Consider the following 17,308-nt stretch of genomic DNA (forward strand, 5'->3'; position numbering starts at 1 on the left):
TCATCTAACCCAAAAATTTGGCTAATTTGTTGCCTGTAAATCCGCGCGCACCCCGGCAAGTGGCGGGCGTATGCTGAATTTGGCGTTGACGTCCACCACAGGCAGATCGTAACGCTTGGTCGACATTCCCTGACTCTCCATGCGCTCATGCAAGCTATCGGCGACTTCTGCATCGTCGACATTGAAATAATGCGGCGCCAGCCCCTCGCGGCGCAGTTCACGCAGCAGCCTCTGGGTATGACCACAGGAATCGCGACCATAGACGGCCACATAGGGCGCGTCATACAAGGGCACCAGCGCCGGCCTGGGGCCGAAATCCTGCCAGCCCTGGTAGACACAGAAACCTAACAGCAAGATCAACATCAGGTTTTTCATGACAATCAGCCCTTAAATGTCCTTTAATTTGTCTATAGCAAAGAGATAATCAGAACTAGACTTCTCATTCACTCCACAATAGAAAATCTCTTATAAATTTTCTCAACCCTTGCTCCCCACACCTCGGAGTGTCTAAATTCAGCCAATATACCTTTTGCACGCTCAATTTCGCCATTGAACAGAAGCAAAGTTGCATACGATATTTTCTCAGCTGGCATTCTCGGCATTACTTCATTAGCTAAAGTCAGGATATCTTGAAGCGTGAAAAGACTATCCAGCATAGGAAGGCATTTATTTTTTAAAGCTGCTTCAACCTCAGCTCCAACAATATCCACGTCATCCTCTGAAGACAGGTTCCACCATTCGTCTACTTTTTTTATATCAAATCCGGCCAATAAACGCTTGAGCCGAAACCGTGGGAAACACTCTACCTCTCCCACAAATCCATTTTTTTTCCCATCAAAAAATATTGGAAAAACGTCTAAATTAAGTATCCCAATATTAATTGTAAAACTAGTACGATTTTTTACATAACTGGAAAATTGAATATCAATAACCTGAACAGCTCCAAAGAGCTCTCTATTCCAAGTCATCCCCTTCTTTTTAAACCCTGACAACTTTAGAACTGGGTTAATATATTTTTTTATTAGAAGACTCAACATGAACCACCTCGATATTTTGACGCATCATACAACAATAACCGGCCCTTCTTCCCAAGTGCTTTTTCATACTTCTTGAGTTGTCGTTTTCCCGCTTTTCTTCCTGATGGAGTATCCGGCTTTAACTCAATAGGTCGGCCATCACCAGTAATTGCATCGGGTATACCATACTTCCCATTGCCATAATCAACTCTGGTTTTAACACTCCAACCTCGAGCTCGTGCTTTATCCTCAAAATCCGAATGAGCTCTCCTACCAGCTTCCGCGTTAGCTGATTCACCTCCAGCCCCCGATGTAAACTGCCCCTTTTCGTTTCTCGGTTGACCAAGACCCTGACCGAGTAAGTCTCCAGCGGCACAAATGCCACACTTCCCCTTCTTGGCATTATGCACCAAAACTTTATCTTTGCCGATGAAGTAAGTGTTGGCGTTGGCGACGCTGAGATTGTATACGGTTTCGAATCTGCGCTCACTCTCAATGGCCGCAATGGAAAGGGTGCCCCGATCGCCACGATACAGAGGATAACCTACCTTGAGGTCTTCGGCCTCCACCCAACCCATGCCGAGAATATAAAAGGGGTGTTGACTGGTACTCTCTATGACTTCGCCACTATCCAGGGTCAGCTTCAGCAGCTGATATTCCTTGGTATTGGTGATGATGTCTTCTACGGATTCGAATAACTCCTGGCCATTCCATTCGGTAAAGGCCCGAACCTTGTCGCCAACTTTAATATCTTTAATCGGCCTTTCGCCCTGCTCCGTATGGACCAGCGTCTCGCCGGTAAAGCTATTTTTCTTGCCACATCCCGCCAGCTTTGCCAGTTTCGCCAGTTTACCCGCACCGCAGAATGCGTCACCTATAGCATCGCCTATGCCATAACTGAAGCAATCACCGGTGATCTTGGAGCGGGCATATTCCATTGCCACCCCGGTAACGATCCCCAGAATGCCGCATTCACCGTTGGGATCGATGCGGTTGATGGGATCCGCATCGGCATAGGTATAAAGGTTGGCTCCGCCCAGCAGATCTATGGGGTCGGCGCTGATATAACGTCCGGTTTCAGGGTCATAGTAACGACGCCAGTTGTAGTGCAGGCCGGTTTCGGCATCGAAATACTGACCAGGGAAACGCAGCCTATTTTCTATCTGGTTGTTATTCGCCAGCAGGGCATTGCCGAAACTGTCGAAGCGGGTATCCCAGACCACGAAACCGCTGCTATCGGTTAGCTTGAAAGGTGTGCCAATCTGATCGTTGTGATAATAGAAATATTGTTTACCACTTACCGACGCCTGCTTTGACTCTGTCAGTAAAAAAACAGGCGCTGTTCCCCATGCAGATCCGGGACGGTAGCCATAACTGTTGATGGCGGCACCTTGCTGATCATATTCGGCGATCAAGCCCTCGTTGGCATAGAGGAAATAGGTAGTTACCCCGGCGACCGTCTTGCTCAATCTGCGGTCGAAGGGATCATATTCATAAGTTGCAATGACATCGGCTTTGTCATTTTCGACCCGGACCAGACGATCCTTCAGATCATAGACAAACACCAGGCGGGAATCGGTACTGCTGCGTAGCGTCTGATTGCCATTGGCATCATAGCTGTAGTCAACCTTGGCTGCATCTGTGCCGCGTTGCACCAGCTGTCCGGCGGCATTATATTGCCAATCGGCCAGGCTATGACTGCCAATACGATTGCCGTTGGCATCCAGCTGATAAGTTTCACTGCGTACCTGACCGTCAGGCCCTGTGGTCTGCGCCTGCTGTAAACGATACACATCGTCATATTGGTATTCGGTCGCAACACCATCCTGAGTACGCTGAGTGATCTCCTGAGCCAAACCATATTGGTAGTCCAGTTGCAATACGGACTGACCTTCAGAGGTTTCAACTTGCAGTTTCTGGGTATTCAACAGGCTGGTATAGGAAATACTCCTCTTCACGCCACCAGGGAGGGTTTCCTGGCTGGGGGCCGTCCAGTTGAACTCATTGACCCTCAGTGAGCCTTCGCCAGGGATCTGCAAACGGGTCAACTGATTGTTGTTGTCATACTCATAGCCATAGACAGTGCCATCCGGCATGGTGAGACTCTTGATGGTGCCGTTGGCATAGTAGGCATATTGATACTGCTTGGAAAATGGCCCGTAATTAATATTTTCCGAGAGCAACAGACCATTCTTGTCACTGACATATGTGCCTGAAATAGCACCCGATTGCCAAGAGGAGAGATTACCATTGGTATCGTATTGATAGGTGACTGTCTTGATGGGGTCCACATCCGCCGAACCAGCTTCATCAGATATGGCCTGTGTGTACCATTGCTCCTCAATCAACTGATCTGCTTTATCATAGAAATAGCGAATCTCCTGCCCTTTGGGATCGATCGCGGAAATCAGGTTATCGTTTGCATCATAAGCATAAGACCAAGTGCCGAACCCGGCCCTTGATTTACTGATAACACGTCCAAAATCGTCATAGGCCAACTCTGTCTGATAGTTATTTCTATCAGTAAACTTAATCAGATCGCCAAATGAGTTGTATTCATACTGAGTAATTAATCCAGATGAATCTTCCTCAAGCAGATTACCTCTGGCATCATAGCTATAGTAAATACTGTGCCCATTGGGATCGGTTTGAGCTATTAGCTGTCCAAGTGGATCATATCGATAACCATAGGTATTGCTTCGTTCGGCCTCCAGTATGGTCAGTTGAGTGACTTGTTTACGATTGTTGTATTGATATATCTGGCTGTAGGTAGGGTATTGTACCTTTGTGAGATCTTCAAATGACCCCTCACCCGTTTCGGCATCTTTGCCTATGTAAAATCGAGTCGTTGAATTGTTGCCATCGACCCTGGAATGAGGCCGACCGGCTCGGTCAAACAGTAAAGAATTAACCTTACCCAGTTCATCTTTGGCTTCGACGATATATCCTGTTGAATTATGCTTATAGTACCGTTTATTGTCATATGCATCCGCCGCAGAACTGACTTGATCACGCGCGTTATAACTGTAAACAAATGTGGTTTCATTTGGTTCGGTAATTTTCACCAGATTACCGACTTTATCATATTGATAGATTGTAGTTTGATTCAGCGGATTGGTTTCGGATAACGGCCGACCTTCTGCATCATATTCCGATTTCCAGGTATTTCCTCGACCATCAATATATATTTTCGCGGCACCTGTAGGAGTAAAATCCTGATATTGATATACGGTACTTTCATTGATTGTTTCTTTTGTCAGATTGCCATAGGTATCATATTCAAAATCATAACTACGGACCTCACCATTATTTCCCCGGTACTCGGTTCTTATCAGCTGCTTATTGTCATCATATTCCAATGCAACTTGTAGCGACTCTGGTTTTCCTTTCGCTTCAATGACAGACGTGGGCAAACCATTGTCATCATAGATGATTTCTGTAATGACACCATTCTCATCGACAGAACGAGTCAATAAATTAAATTGCGTGTGATAGGAGTTTGTTTTCGCTGAACCATCAGCGTTCAACATTTTTACTACGTTGTTGTATTGGTCATAAGAAACCGTTGTTCTATTGCCCTGAGCATCGGCTTTAATGAGGGTCCCGTTCACCTTCGCCTGGCTGAAGACCAGCTCATCACCCTTATACAGCTTGGTGAGGGCACCATCTGTGCCCATGACCCTGACCGTCTTGACCCCATCGGCGTCGACTTCAACTATGCCGTAAGACTTGGTGGCAGAATCATAGCCATAGACATAACTTTGTTTGTGACCGTCCTGATCCACCAGAGAATCAAACATCACCTGCCTGGGAATGGGAATGCTCGCACATACCCACTCCCCCGGCACTAGAACAGGCACAACTTCGACCGTAATGGCACCTGTATCGGGATCGACTACTTCTTTGATCTGTGAGCCCCCCCCGCCACCTTTAGGATGACACTCCTGCTTAAAGCCTCCACCGACAACCACATTGTTGATTGTTGTCACCCGGCCTTCGGGATCTGTAATATTTGCCAGTGTATAAGGCAACATGGTGCTGTTGGTCGCATCGAACTCATCGTAGCCATAGAGCCACTCGTTGCCCGAAACATCTGTGACCTTGTTCAACCGCCCCTTTTCATCCCAGGCATATTGCACCGAGCGGCCGCTGAAATCCGTGATTGATTTGAGCTTGCCTCCGTCATAAACCAGCTGGTAGATCAGGGTATTGAACCTGTCTTTGATCTGGGTGATTTGCCCATCTTCATCATGAGAAAATTGGGCAAGGGTGCCCTGAAAATTGCCGTAGGCTCTGATTTTTTTGGCATCTGAATATTCTATCCACTCCCCGCTTCTGTCTTGCCAGCGAAAGCCGTCACTGATTTTTTCAATATAGGTACTGCTGTCATAACGGTAGATGACAGGATCGCTGTCCTGCTCTCGCTTATATTCATAGCCATTACGCACCATGACACTCAAATCATCGACAACATTCGCTTGCAAGCTGCCATCCGGCAGCTTGGTCGAGCCTAAGTTAATCTGCCGATAACTGATACCGTTCCAGGACTGGGCAAAACGCCATTCACCGCGATCCAACTGACGGGAAAAACCAATACTGCCTCCCATGACCTTGGCATTGATGTCTACCACTGTCTGCTCAAACTGGCCCGTGTTGTATTCGGGCCCCTGTTTCACGACAGTCAGTGCCTGAGCAGGCATGACCGGGCAGGCATTAACCAATACCAGTGCCGCGGCCAAAGTCCATTTTTTCATCGAAAATATCCTATTCATATCAGAGATCACCACCGCCACCGTTGGCTTCTTGATCACAGCGATCGCCATTCTCGCGACAACCACCCATGCCTGTATTGCCGGAACCTGAGCCGGAACCATCACCGCCGCCACCGCCCCAGCCTCCCCAGGCGCCACCACTACCGCCACCACCGCCGCCACCGCTGCAGGAATTGGCACTGGAGCGGGTCCAGCAGGCTCTGGATGAGCCGTTACTGGTCGCGCCATTGGCGCAACCGAAGTCGTGGGTCTCGCTGGCACACTGGGTATAGCTCGAACAGCCGGCACCGGTCACATCCCCATTTTCAGCCGGATCCAGGGATTGCAGACTGATCACGCGATAGGGAATAACGACGCTCTGCTTGGCCTCCAGGGTTTCGGGTATAACGGCAGTTAAAAACTCATATCTGAAGAACTCGTCTGACTGAGGCAGATACAGCTTGAGGTTGTCGGCGCGGATCAAACCATAGTTGGTCAGCGTCAGCTCGCCGTTAAGCACATCCCCCTTCTTCATTTCAGGCAGGCTGATGTTGAATGGCTCCATAACCACCACGGCCGCCGGGACATCGGTCGCGAATGTACCTTTCAGCACGATTTCATACCTGTCTTCCAGGGTGATCTCATTGACTACCCATTCCACTGATACCAAGTTAAATGGCATGAAGAGATCCAGGTTGCGTACGACCCCTGGGACTATGTGTATCTGGCCGACCAAATCTTCATGATTGACGGCCGATAAACGATACCGATAATTCCCCGCCTGAATGTCCGGATAGTAGATTTCGCCCAGCACATCGGTTCTGGCCTGGTACTTGATTTCCGGTACATCCAGATTCTGCAGATCGAGCATGACGCCCTTCAGCCCTCGAATCAACTCGCCATTCTCATCCAAGGTCGCGGTATAAATATCGGCTACCTTAAACTGGACGCTGCCAACGCCATCCTCAACCACGGCAATGATCACAGGAATATCTCGAGTGGCATGATTGAGACTGGTCACCCTCAGCTTCAAACGGTAAATGCCAGGAGACACCCTATTTTGAGGATTCATTCTCAGGCCAACAGACACCTTGGCACCCACCTCTAGGTTGCCTAATGATGCGTTTCCATCGAGACTGACCCAATCGGGTGCCAACGAGTTGTCGACAGCCAACAACTGTACCCCGACATTTTGCATCGCAACTGTACCGCGATTTTCAAGTACTAAGGTTTCTGATGCATCCTGAGCCAAAGTGAGACCGGTTTCGATCTGCACTGGGCTGTAGTAAAGCATGGGTGCCGCATCACTGAGCTGATAGCTCAGCGCCAATGTTGCCAACACCTGCACACCCGTACTGGCAGATTTAAGGGCAAAATTCAGCACACCGGCTTCGGCCGCACTTTCATTGGCAGAAAAACCTATGGCAAATGGATACACAGAGTCACTGCCAATATCCATGGCAGACGGCAACTGTATGCCTATCCCTGCCGGCGCTTCACCTTGCAATACCCAATACACACCGGCAAAGTCTGCGCCCAGATGACTGGTTACCGTCATGGGTATCTCGAAAACGGCGCCTTTGGGCAGGCTCAGGCGATAGTTGCTGTAATTGAGAGACAATCTGCCGAGGGCAAATTCACCGTGCTCGGGTCTATCTGTCATGCCGGGATAAATGGCTGAGACACGATAGACGCCATTCTCACCTTGTTGCGGCTGATAGACATACTCAAACAGACCGGCTTCATCTGAAGAAAGGCTCATTATTCGCTCAAACCCATTGGCGTCTATCACCAATTGCAGTGGCACATTCGCCTTGGGTTGCAACGTGGTTGATTCTTTCACCTTGCCGGTTATGGTGATTGACTGATCACCATATGAGACCCTGGGGCTGATGCTGCTCACCTCGGCAAAGTAAGGACTGCTCTGGGTATTCAAATCTTTCCTGGTATTTAAACCCGATAGCCTGACTTCATCCGCCCTGTCTTTATGATAGGTCAGCTGCCCTATCTGCATCTCCAACATGGCTTCGACAGGCGTTGCCGCCGGCAAGGTTACCTCAGCCCATTGAGACACAAAGGTCGTACCTGGTGCGATGCGCGCTATCGTCGCCCCCGACTTAGTCAGAAGTACATTCTCGCCTGTGATCTGCCTGAAACCGGCAAGAGTCAGCACATTGCCATCAGGATCCAATACTTTAAATTGGATCTCACGGGAATCCGCTTGTGCACTGGCGCTGGCAGTCTCGACCTCAATATCCAAAGCCGTGGTGTTTTCCAGCAGGAATCTCACCTTGCCTGTGCCGCCCCGGATAAAGGCATCGGTTTCCAACCGCAGCACATAACCCGATTCCTTCACAGCTAATGTGAAGCTTTTAGTCACTCTGACTTCGTCTGTTACTGTAGGCTTGGTGATCAGAGTGGCCCGTACGACTTGCTGCACATCCAGTGTCGCATAGCCACCCACCACTATGGGTATGACTCTGGATTCACCGGCCGCCAGAGAGAAAGGCGCCGAATGGTGTTCCCGCCCGGCAATGTCTATGCTGAGCTCTGCAGCGGAAAAATCCGTACTCTCCAGATTGGTTACTGAGAAAGACAGTTCATTCATCACGCCTTTTTCTATGACGGAGCCTTCAATCGGTGATATGCCTACCTTGGGCAGTACCAAGTTTCTCGATAAACTTTCGACACCATTCTTATCCACTGCCAGGATGCGGTAGGTACGTGAGCCTCCGCTGAATCCCTCATCGGTAAAGGTTTTCACAGTCAACCTTTGTGGGTTCATTTTCAGGCTGATGCTGCCTTGCTCAAGATAAACATCAAATCCATCAATATCCTGGCCACTGTGGCTCCAGGAAAGCACAGGTTTGCCATCATCGACCTGCTGCAGGTGCAACTGGTTCACCGGCAGCAGACTGATATTCAAATACACAGTATTCGAAGGCGTTGATTCATTGCCGGCTTCATCGACGGCGGTGACAACGTAACCCGCCTTATCCGGATCCGGCACTGTATCCAAGGCTTCCCGGCTGAAGATGTTGTCAATCACAGGTGCCAGGTTTTGAACATCGGTGATCTCGGTTGCACTGTCACGGTAGAGTCGGTAATGCACCGAAGCATCTGTTCCCGCAGGCTGCCAGCGCAATCCAACCCCTTCCCGCAACAGCTCAGCCGTTAATTGCAATGGCGCCGCAGGCGCAACACTGTCAGTGGTCACCTTAACTTCATCACTCAGAGCACTGTTGGTCGTCATACCTTCATGCTGTCGCACGCTGGATACGGCATAAAAATACTCGCCGTCTGCCGTTGGATGATCCGTGTAAGTCTCCACATCCGTCGGTTCTGCGATCAACACCATCTCAGGTTCCGCTGCGGTTCTTCTATACACTCGATAGCCAGCAGCATCTTCGACCTTATACCAACTGAGTTTCACCTTGCCTTCGGGCAACATCTTGGCGTTGAGACCAAAGGGGACAGCCAAAGGCGGTAGCTCACCTTGATATATTTGTACCGATTCAGGCGCAAAATCCGCCAACCGTACATTATTCAATGCGTCTTTGACGTTATATGAGAGGCGCAGATGATCGACTTGCTGCAGCCCATCCTCGGGCTGCAGTACTACTGCGGCCTGCCAAGGGGTATTCTCAATCGGCGCCACAACATCGAGTCTTATCTGTTCTCCTTCGTTGATACGGTAAAACAACTCCAGATTGTCCACCTGTATCTGTTCGTCAAAACCAAAGGAGAAATTCACTGTAACCGGTTCATTGGCATCATTCCTGATCGGACTCGCCGGCTGAATAGCGAAATCTCGTGCCCTAGGGCCTACTGTATCTATTTTGATACGGGTTCCATCCAGCACTTCCGTGCCTCTGTTACCCACTTTATCCCGTGCAGAGAAGAGGCTATAGACATCCGCATTAACATATTCCGCGGGAATATCAATTTCTCCCTTATATTCGTATTCGGTGACTTTAAAGAGATCGACACTCAGAGGGGCAACTCTCTGTGGCGACAGACTCAAGAAAGGCCGGGTCAACAATGGCTCATTAACCATCACTCTTATCTCTATCTTTCCCTGACCGAAGATCTGCCGCTCTGCATCATACTGTCCCAGCGGCTTGAATATGATTTTCTTGGCGAAGGGTAAGGTGCTGTCAGCTGCAACACTGACCTGATCCGATAGCGTTCCCCGGGTACCCAATTGATTCACAGCCAAGACACGGTAGTAATATTGCCCATCCTGCTGCGGCACATCGGAATAAGTTAACGAGGTTAATGCCTGTTGATTGACCTTGGTGGCATTGACTATATCGGTGAAAGGACTGTCGCTGCGATATACCTCATAGCTGACCTGTCCTGCGGTCTGCACCGCTGCCCAGCTTAAATTGATAACACCTGCCTCCTTGGCCCTGCCGGTAAAATTGGCCGGTGCCTTAGGCAAGGACGAATCCAGTGTCACCTTGATAACAGCTGAAGCCTCACTGACCCCACCGCGATTTCGGGCAACCGCACTCAAGCTATTTTCCCCCTCTGTCAGAGTGACAGTAAATAGCGCATTACCCGCATCATCCGCCGTTAACCAGACGCCGGTCTCGCCATTATGCAGCAACTGCACCTCTTGGCCTTTCACCGCCAAGACGTCGACCTGCTGCTGCGCCTTATTGGAAATGCTGCTATCGGACGGCTGCTTGATGACAGGAGCCGCAGGGGCAGACATGGCAATCAAAATGGGGTATTCGGCCTGAGTCACATTGTCGAGTGAGTCATATACATTGACCGTCAGGCTATGTTTGCCATCACTTATAGACTCCAACAACGCGGCAATGCCAAACTGCGATGCGCTATTTGAAGAACGACCGAGACGCACACCATCGAGGGCATATTCAGCAGCAGCTAAGCCACTCTCATCGGATGCTCTGATATAGAGGGTACCACTCTGAGTTATGGCATTTTCGCTCGCCGCATCCAATAACTGCTCACCCCACCAAACGCCCTCGAGCTTAGGCCCCTCGGCATCTTTTCTGGGCGTAACCGTTGCCGTATTGACCAGCTTGGTTTCTGCACCTGAGCTATTGATGACGCTGACACCTACATGGTAAGTCACATCATTTTGCAGACCGTTGATATTGGCCAGCAACTGCCCGGCAATCACCTGTGCCCTGGGCTGCAACGAACCGACGTCGCTGAATGGCTGGGCACTGACATAAACACGGTAACCCGACACATAAGTTGCAGGCACAGACATGTCCCACGAAATCTGCGCCTTGCCGCTTTGTGCCTCTGTAGAGATCCCTGCTGGACTATCGAGCAGGGTAATAAACTCAGACAATGTTCCGGCACTCTCATTGCCACTGACATCTATAGTGGTAATTCTCACCCGGTACTTGGTTGCCTTACCCAGCGCCGTCAATAGATAAGAGTGGCTATGACTGTCCACTGGGATGGCCGGATTCTGATCAACATACAGTCGATATCCTGCCAAATCATCGGCGTTATTGGCAGGTTCACCCCATGTCAGCGTCATCTGACTGAAACCTATGTCAGCCGTCAATGACGACACCTCTCCGGGTGCCAACTCATCGGATAACGTAATTGCCACAGGGATCAACACATCGTCATAATTGTTCGCTAAATCTACCGCCTGCACTGCAACATAATAGGTTTGCCCGCGAATCAACCCGGAAATAACATGCGTCTTGGTCGAATGATCGGTAACGGCGTTTAATACCGCCCCACTGGCACTACTGAAGTTCTGCAGCGCAATGTAGACCCTGTATTTGGCAATATCCCCCCCGTTGGCCCCTTCATCATAGGACTGCCAGTCTATGCTAATTTCTGTCCCTGACTCACCGCCAACCAATAGCGGCTGTACTTTACCCGGTGGCGTATCATCGAAGAAAACTTCAATCGATGAGGGTGAGCTGACATTATTGGCATAATCAAATGCAGTGATCATCAATAGATTGGCGCCGTTGCTCAGGCTCCAGTTGGACTGCCATAGCTGCGCATCATCGGCGGCACTCAAAACCTGTCCATTCACCATGATCCCCGTGCCAGTCTCTTTCATGCCAGAGAGTTTAATGAGTTTCGAATTACTGACATCGGCAATGGGATCCACCACAGGGGTTGCCGGGGGAACATTGTCTATTCTAAATTTGGAGACGGCCTCAGATGAAGCATGGCCGGCCTTATCCACGAGCGTCACTTTCAACTCGTAATTTCCGTCACCCAGTCCAGAGGAAGGTTTAAACAGAATCTTATCGGCTTCAAGATAGAGTTGACCCGCAATCTCATGTCCTTCCAGCAACAACTTGATTGAGGATGCCGCAAGATCCAAACCTGTGCCGGACTCATTGAAACCGATACGTACTTCTGCAGGCGCCTCTTTCACTGAAGCAGCATCCGCAGGAGAGACACTGGTCAAAATTGGAGCGATGGAATCCACGATAAAGTTAACCTGAACCACCTCAGACATCACACCATTGGCGTTGGCGGCACTAAATCTATGGCTCGAATTCCCTTCAGATAGTGCCAGTGCATGGCTCCAGGGCCCACTTCCTGAGGGCACTATCATCTGACCATCATGGTATACAGCCGTGTTATCAGCCCGATCGCCGTTGATGGTCACATTGCGAACTGTGCTGATGTTGGTTTGGGGATAGGGTTGCAATCCAAGCAGTACCGGAGGTTCGGGCCTGATGCTAAATGTAAAGACATCAATGGCATCCAACATCGTGTTCCCACTCAAATCCTCAGCACCCGAGACAGTGACTCTGATAGGTGCCGACATCTGGCCGTCCAAACTCAGAGGGCCGGAAGCATAAGTGTCATTAAGGAATCTAGTGGTACTCCAGCTGCCGGATGCAATGGGTACAGGCACCAGGCCTTCAGAGCGGAACGCCAGCACAGGGGAAGTCGCTGTCTGCATTGTTGAATTGAAGTAAACCTTTAACTCATAAGGGAACTGGGCATTCACGGGACTGTTTTGTGAACCGGAAATCTGCTTGACAACAGGCTTCACCGTATCGAGCAAATCAAGCGCCAAGCTGTTGTCAAATTTATTGCCGGAACGATCCGTCAGGAAGTCGCTCGGAACAACGAGCTCATTGCCCTGAACACTGTACCCTTCGGTAATTTCGACCGCACATGACATGAAATCGTCCGCGCATTCGATAAGGTTGATATCACCATAGGTTTTACCTGCCGGCGACAAATTCCTGTTTGCTTCATCGGTTCCGTTTGAGAGAGCCGAGCCGATAATAGGCTCACTGAATTTGAAGATGTACCTGTCACCCAGAGAAATGGCCTGGTTGCCATCGGCATCATCAAAATCAATCCCTATCATTTTAGGTGCCAGGGTATCTTTGCCCTGCAGTGTTACCTCACCCAATAACGGATTCCCCGCCACATCAGTAACAAACGCATTGGGAGAAACCAGCTCGTCTCCCTGGATCGTATAACCTTGGGTGACCGTTATCGCGACGCTGGTATTGCCGGCAGACCAAGCGAGCTCATTGATAGTACCGTACTTTCTTCCGGCTGCAGGCCTCAAGTTGGCATTGGCATCCGTCGAATTCGTTCTCAGATGCGCCACATCCATGGGTTCGGAGAAGTTGAACTTATAAATATCGCCCGTCGTGAGCTGACCCGAATTATCTGCATCGAACCACTCGACAGAGTCAATGACAGGGCTAACGGTATCTGCTGCATCTATGGTCTGTTTGCCTACCACCGTATAACCGGATGAGTCAACCAGACCCAATACAGACACTGTATCTCCGGCAGCCACGCTAAAGCCGGCCCCCAAGGTCACATCGTAAGAACGACCATCGACCCGTGGCGCGATGTGATTGCCCTCACCAAAGGTCTTCAGAGGACCTATGACAAAGAGCTCGTCTGCAACCAGCTCTTGCCCCGATACCAAACTGACTTCTTCTGACAATGTGAAACGCAATATATCGGCTACCGACAGGGTTCCTGATGCATCACGATCATCAAAATCGATGGCTTCAAAAAATGGCGGTGTAAAATCATCTATGGCCTCCACCAAGAACAACTCAGACAAGCCTATCCTGAATGCTGTCGATGAACTTTCATGATGCAGTCTTAACTCCATTTCGCCATCGGCGTAATAACTCGATGGCAGCACGAATTCATATACCGTTGGCAGATGCTTGGGACCTATCTGGACGGGAGAGATGATATTGCCGTTTCCATCCGTCGTACTGAAGGAATTATTACTCGAATCGCCATTGAAATAGGTTAATCCCAACCGATATTTTTTTGTGCTGTCCAAGCCACTTAGACGCAAGCGAATCATATTGTCATCCACGAGTGCCGTCTTGCCCGGATGCCTTGTCTGCTGATCCCATTCATTCGACAAATGCCCCTGCAGAATCTCCGCTATGGGTAAATTGCCTTTGGCAGTGACAGAAACCTCATCAAAATTGACATATAAGTAATCGAGATCGCCCGCAGGTAAATAACTGGAGAAATCGACATTGCCAATAACCTTCTCACCTGTGGCGCCAGCGGAGTCGGGTGAGTTAGGGCCGGAAGCATCAAAGTCCCCCCACCAGTTATGCTGGGCAAGTGTAGACAAAGCACTGACGGAACTGATTGCCGATACATTATTACCCAGGAATCTTGAATTGGTAATGCTCGGAGCCGCTCCACTGTCAACGGCGATCCCGGAAGCACCGTTCGCCATAAACCCGGAGAAACTGACAACGGGTGCAGAATTTCCAACCAAGTGCATGCCATTTTGATAGTTGGCCCTGAACATGCTGTTGCTGATGGTTGGTGAGGCATTGTCAATGCGGATCCCATCCCCTTCGGAGTTGGCAATCTCAACATTAGCAGCCTCAATATCTGCGGCATGGCTGCTGATCAACAACGCATGGCCATAAGCACCGCCTCCAAAATAGACCTTCGCATTGGACAGTGTGCTCTGGCTGTTATAGGGACCGCCTTCAAATACCAATCTGGCCCAATCACCTTTCTGCGGGGCAGTATCCGAGCCATTTCTGTTGGTGTCACCGACAAAAGTATCATCGTGGTAAGAGGTAAAGACGATGGGCGCGCCGGCGGTGCCATTGGCACTCAAAATGCCTTTCACCCGCCATTGGTAATCACCACTGAATTTAAAGACGGCACCAGGCTGAATCATGACCTTATTGCTTTCAGGCACATCCAAATTCCCATGAACGGCGTAAACCGCAAGCTGCTTTCCTTGCTCATCATAATAAGGGGAAAACACTGCATTATCAGGGATGCTCCCGGCGCGAAGATGAATGCTGTTATCCGTATTGGGGAAAATCTTATTGGTTGCATCAGGAAATATCCTGACTGGTATCATCAGAGCCAGACCATTTTCTACCACAGAGTTTCCGGAGAACAGCTCACCCGAGCTGGAGTCATTGAAATAAATGCCATACTCAGAGTTATTCGAGAACTGAGTATTTTCAATGTCGGGTTTGCTGCTCTGGGAATACAAGCCTCTCTTGTTCCAGGCAACATGGCTGTCACGAATAGCCACTTTATCGACACCGACAAGCGATATACCGTCTCCCGAATGATGGCTCACATTGGCATGGCTAATGGACAACTCGCCGTAATAACTGGAAATGCCAATGCCTTTCCCCTGTGTGACAGTTGCATTTTCAATCAGATGGCTGCCATAGTAATAATACAGGCTGTAGCCACTTGAACCCGCATATGAAATATGCGCGTTCTTCAAAACAATGTTCCCCTTGTAATTGTTGTACAGGCCCCGCCAGGCTCCCGGTGACGGCAGGGTTTTATCCCCATCGGCATTGGTATCGCCGCCGACATCATTTGTCAGTGCCGTAAAGACAGTTGGATGGTCAAGATCGTCATCGGCCGTGCTCAGGCGGCCCTCGACCCTCATACCTACATTGGCAGCAAATTTAAAAATTGCCCCGCCGGATATTTCGAACATAATCCCTTCGGGCACAATCAATTCTGAAGACACATGGAAAATGCCTCCATCTATGTCGAGGTCATGATTGACTCTGCCGCTCAGTAAAATGGCCTTTTCCATACCTGGCGTCACAAAAAATGAAGATATGACCCCGGCACTCTCATTACCAATGATGTCGAGAGTCGTCACTTTGTAGGTATAGTCTTGCCCTGACACCAAGTCTTTTGGCATGTAGTTAAATGTTTTGGCCGTTAATCTAACCGGACTATTTGAGAAGGTCTCCCCCTGATCGTGTGACAGGTAAATTCGATATTCACTGACATCGGCAGGGTTTTCAGCCGGGGCGCTCCACTCGATGAAACCTGTGTAGATACCGGATTCATCAGCACTGTATTGGGCGTTGAGGGAGGCAACATCTTGGGGCGGTGTATGATCGGCTTCTTTCGGTAAATAAATTGGCCCAACTTTATTACTGTCACTGAAATTGCCAGCCGCATTAATGCTCCGGACAAAGTACTCATAACGATTGTCGACAGCGACTGTCGCATCGACAAATACGCTGTCTGTCGCGGATAGCTCGGCCAACGCAGTCTGGTATCCGCCATTAACTCCCCGGTAAACCTGGAGCCGGGCAACGTCATTAGCGTTCAGGATGTTCCAACTCAGCAGCACACGAGCATCACTGACAGTGGCTATGATATTTTCAATCTGGGTTGGTTTTTCAATATTTCCCGTAAGAGTTATCGAATCCGAATAATGATAAACGCCGGAATCATCAAGGATCCGCGCTTTAAGCGTGAAAGAGCCTCCCGTCGGCGGTTTCCAGAGGTAGTTCCACTTACCATTGCCATAATTCAATATTGGAGACCATACGAGCCCCCCTTCGAGGGCAACGCCAATATCAATTCGGTTACTGACATAGGGTGAAACAAAACTCCCCCCGACATGGATCCCTTCGAGGCCAACTTGAAGATTATCCAGAATTGGATCCAATGTTATTGATAGGGTGTCTCCCGAGGCCCCCGCGGCTTTCTTTATCAATAGCACTTCAGACAAATTAGTACGGACACCATTTTCTCTGGCAACGACTAACTTCAAATAGCCATCTTCTATGGAATCAGAAGGTACTGTGACTTGCCTGTTAACTACCCTGTCCTTAGGGATCTTTGTCTGAGCAATTGACAGATATTCGTTTTGATCTTTTAAACTCTGCACCACATCATTTTCGAGTTTATTGTAATAGGTGACAAACAGCTGATAGTTCTTATCTGATTCCAAGCCTGTATATTCTACATCTATGTTTTGCGACTTCTCTTCATAATGTACAGTTTCGTAGGGTCGGGCCCCCCATTGCTGTGATACTATCCCAGTGACTTTTGGCAAAGCCATGCCATAGTTCAGGGAGCCATCACCCCCGGCATTGAAATACGCAAACTCGGTGCCGTCACTGCGGGCCGCACTCACTGTCACATTGGCATTGACCTCATCACCACTGCCTCCCGCGGCACCGCCGGCACCATCGGCCGCGCCCCACCACACATCCTTGGCCTCCAGCCGCGTGCTCGTCTCCGCATACGCACCCTGGCCACCGTTGG

The 17,308-nt window shown here is 49.6% G+C and carries 4 protein-coding genes; all 4 read right to left on the reverse strand.

Annotated features, from left to right (window positions below):
• Positions 1 to 21 precede the first annotated feature (21 nt).
• Positions 22 to 375: a glutaredoxin gene (locus LZP73_RS08495; RefSeq protein WP_234234190.1), complete on the reverse strand. Its 354-nt coding sequence runs from the start codon at positions 373 to 375 to the stop codon at positions 22 to 24.
• 68 nt (positions 376 to 443) lie between these two features.
• The gene (locus LZP73_RS08500; RefSeq protein WP_234234192.1) at positions 444 to 1,037 is read right to left on the reverse strand and encodes a DUF4304 domain-containing protein; all 594 of its coding nucleotides are present in this window, start codon (positions 1,035 to 1,037) and stop codon (positions 444 to 446) included.
• The gene (locus LZP73_RS08505; RefSeq protein ID WP_326490338.1) at positions 1,031 to 5,890 is read right to left on the reverse strand and encodes an RHS repeat-associated core domain-containing protein; all 4,860 of its coding nucleotides are present in this window, start codon (positions 5,888 to 5,890) and stop codon (positions 1,031 to 1,033) included. The genes LZP73_RS08500 and LZP73_RS08505 overlap by 7 nt, the downstream gene beginning before the upstream one ends.
• Entirely contained in the window at positions 5,790 to 17,252 is an 11,463-nt protein-coding gene (locus LZP73_RS08510; RefSeq protein ID WP_234234195.1) for a fibronectin type III domain-containing protein, read from the reverse strand. The genes LZP73_RS08505 and LZP73_RS08510 overlap by 101 nt, the downstream gene beginning before the upstream one ends.
• Between the last annotated feature and the right edge of the window lie 56 nt (positions 17,253 to 17,308).

The organism is Shewanella sp. AS16 (assembly GCF_021412365.1).
GTDB classification, from domain to species: Bacteria; Pseudomonadota; Gammaproteobacteria; order Enterobacterales; family Shewanellaceae; genus Shewanella; species Shewanella salipaludis.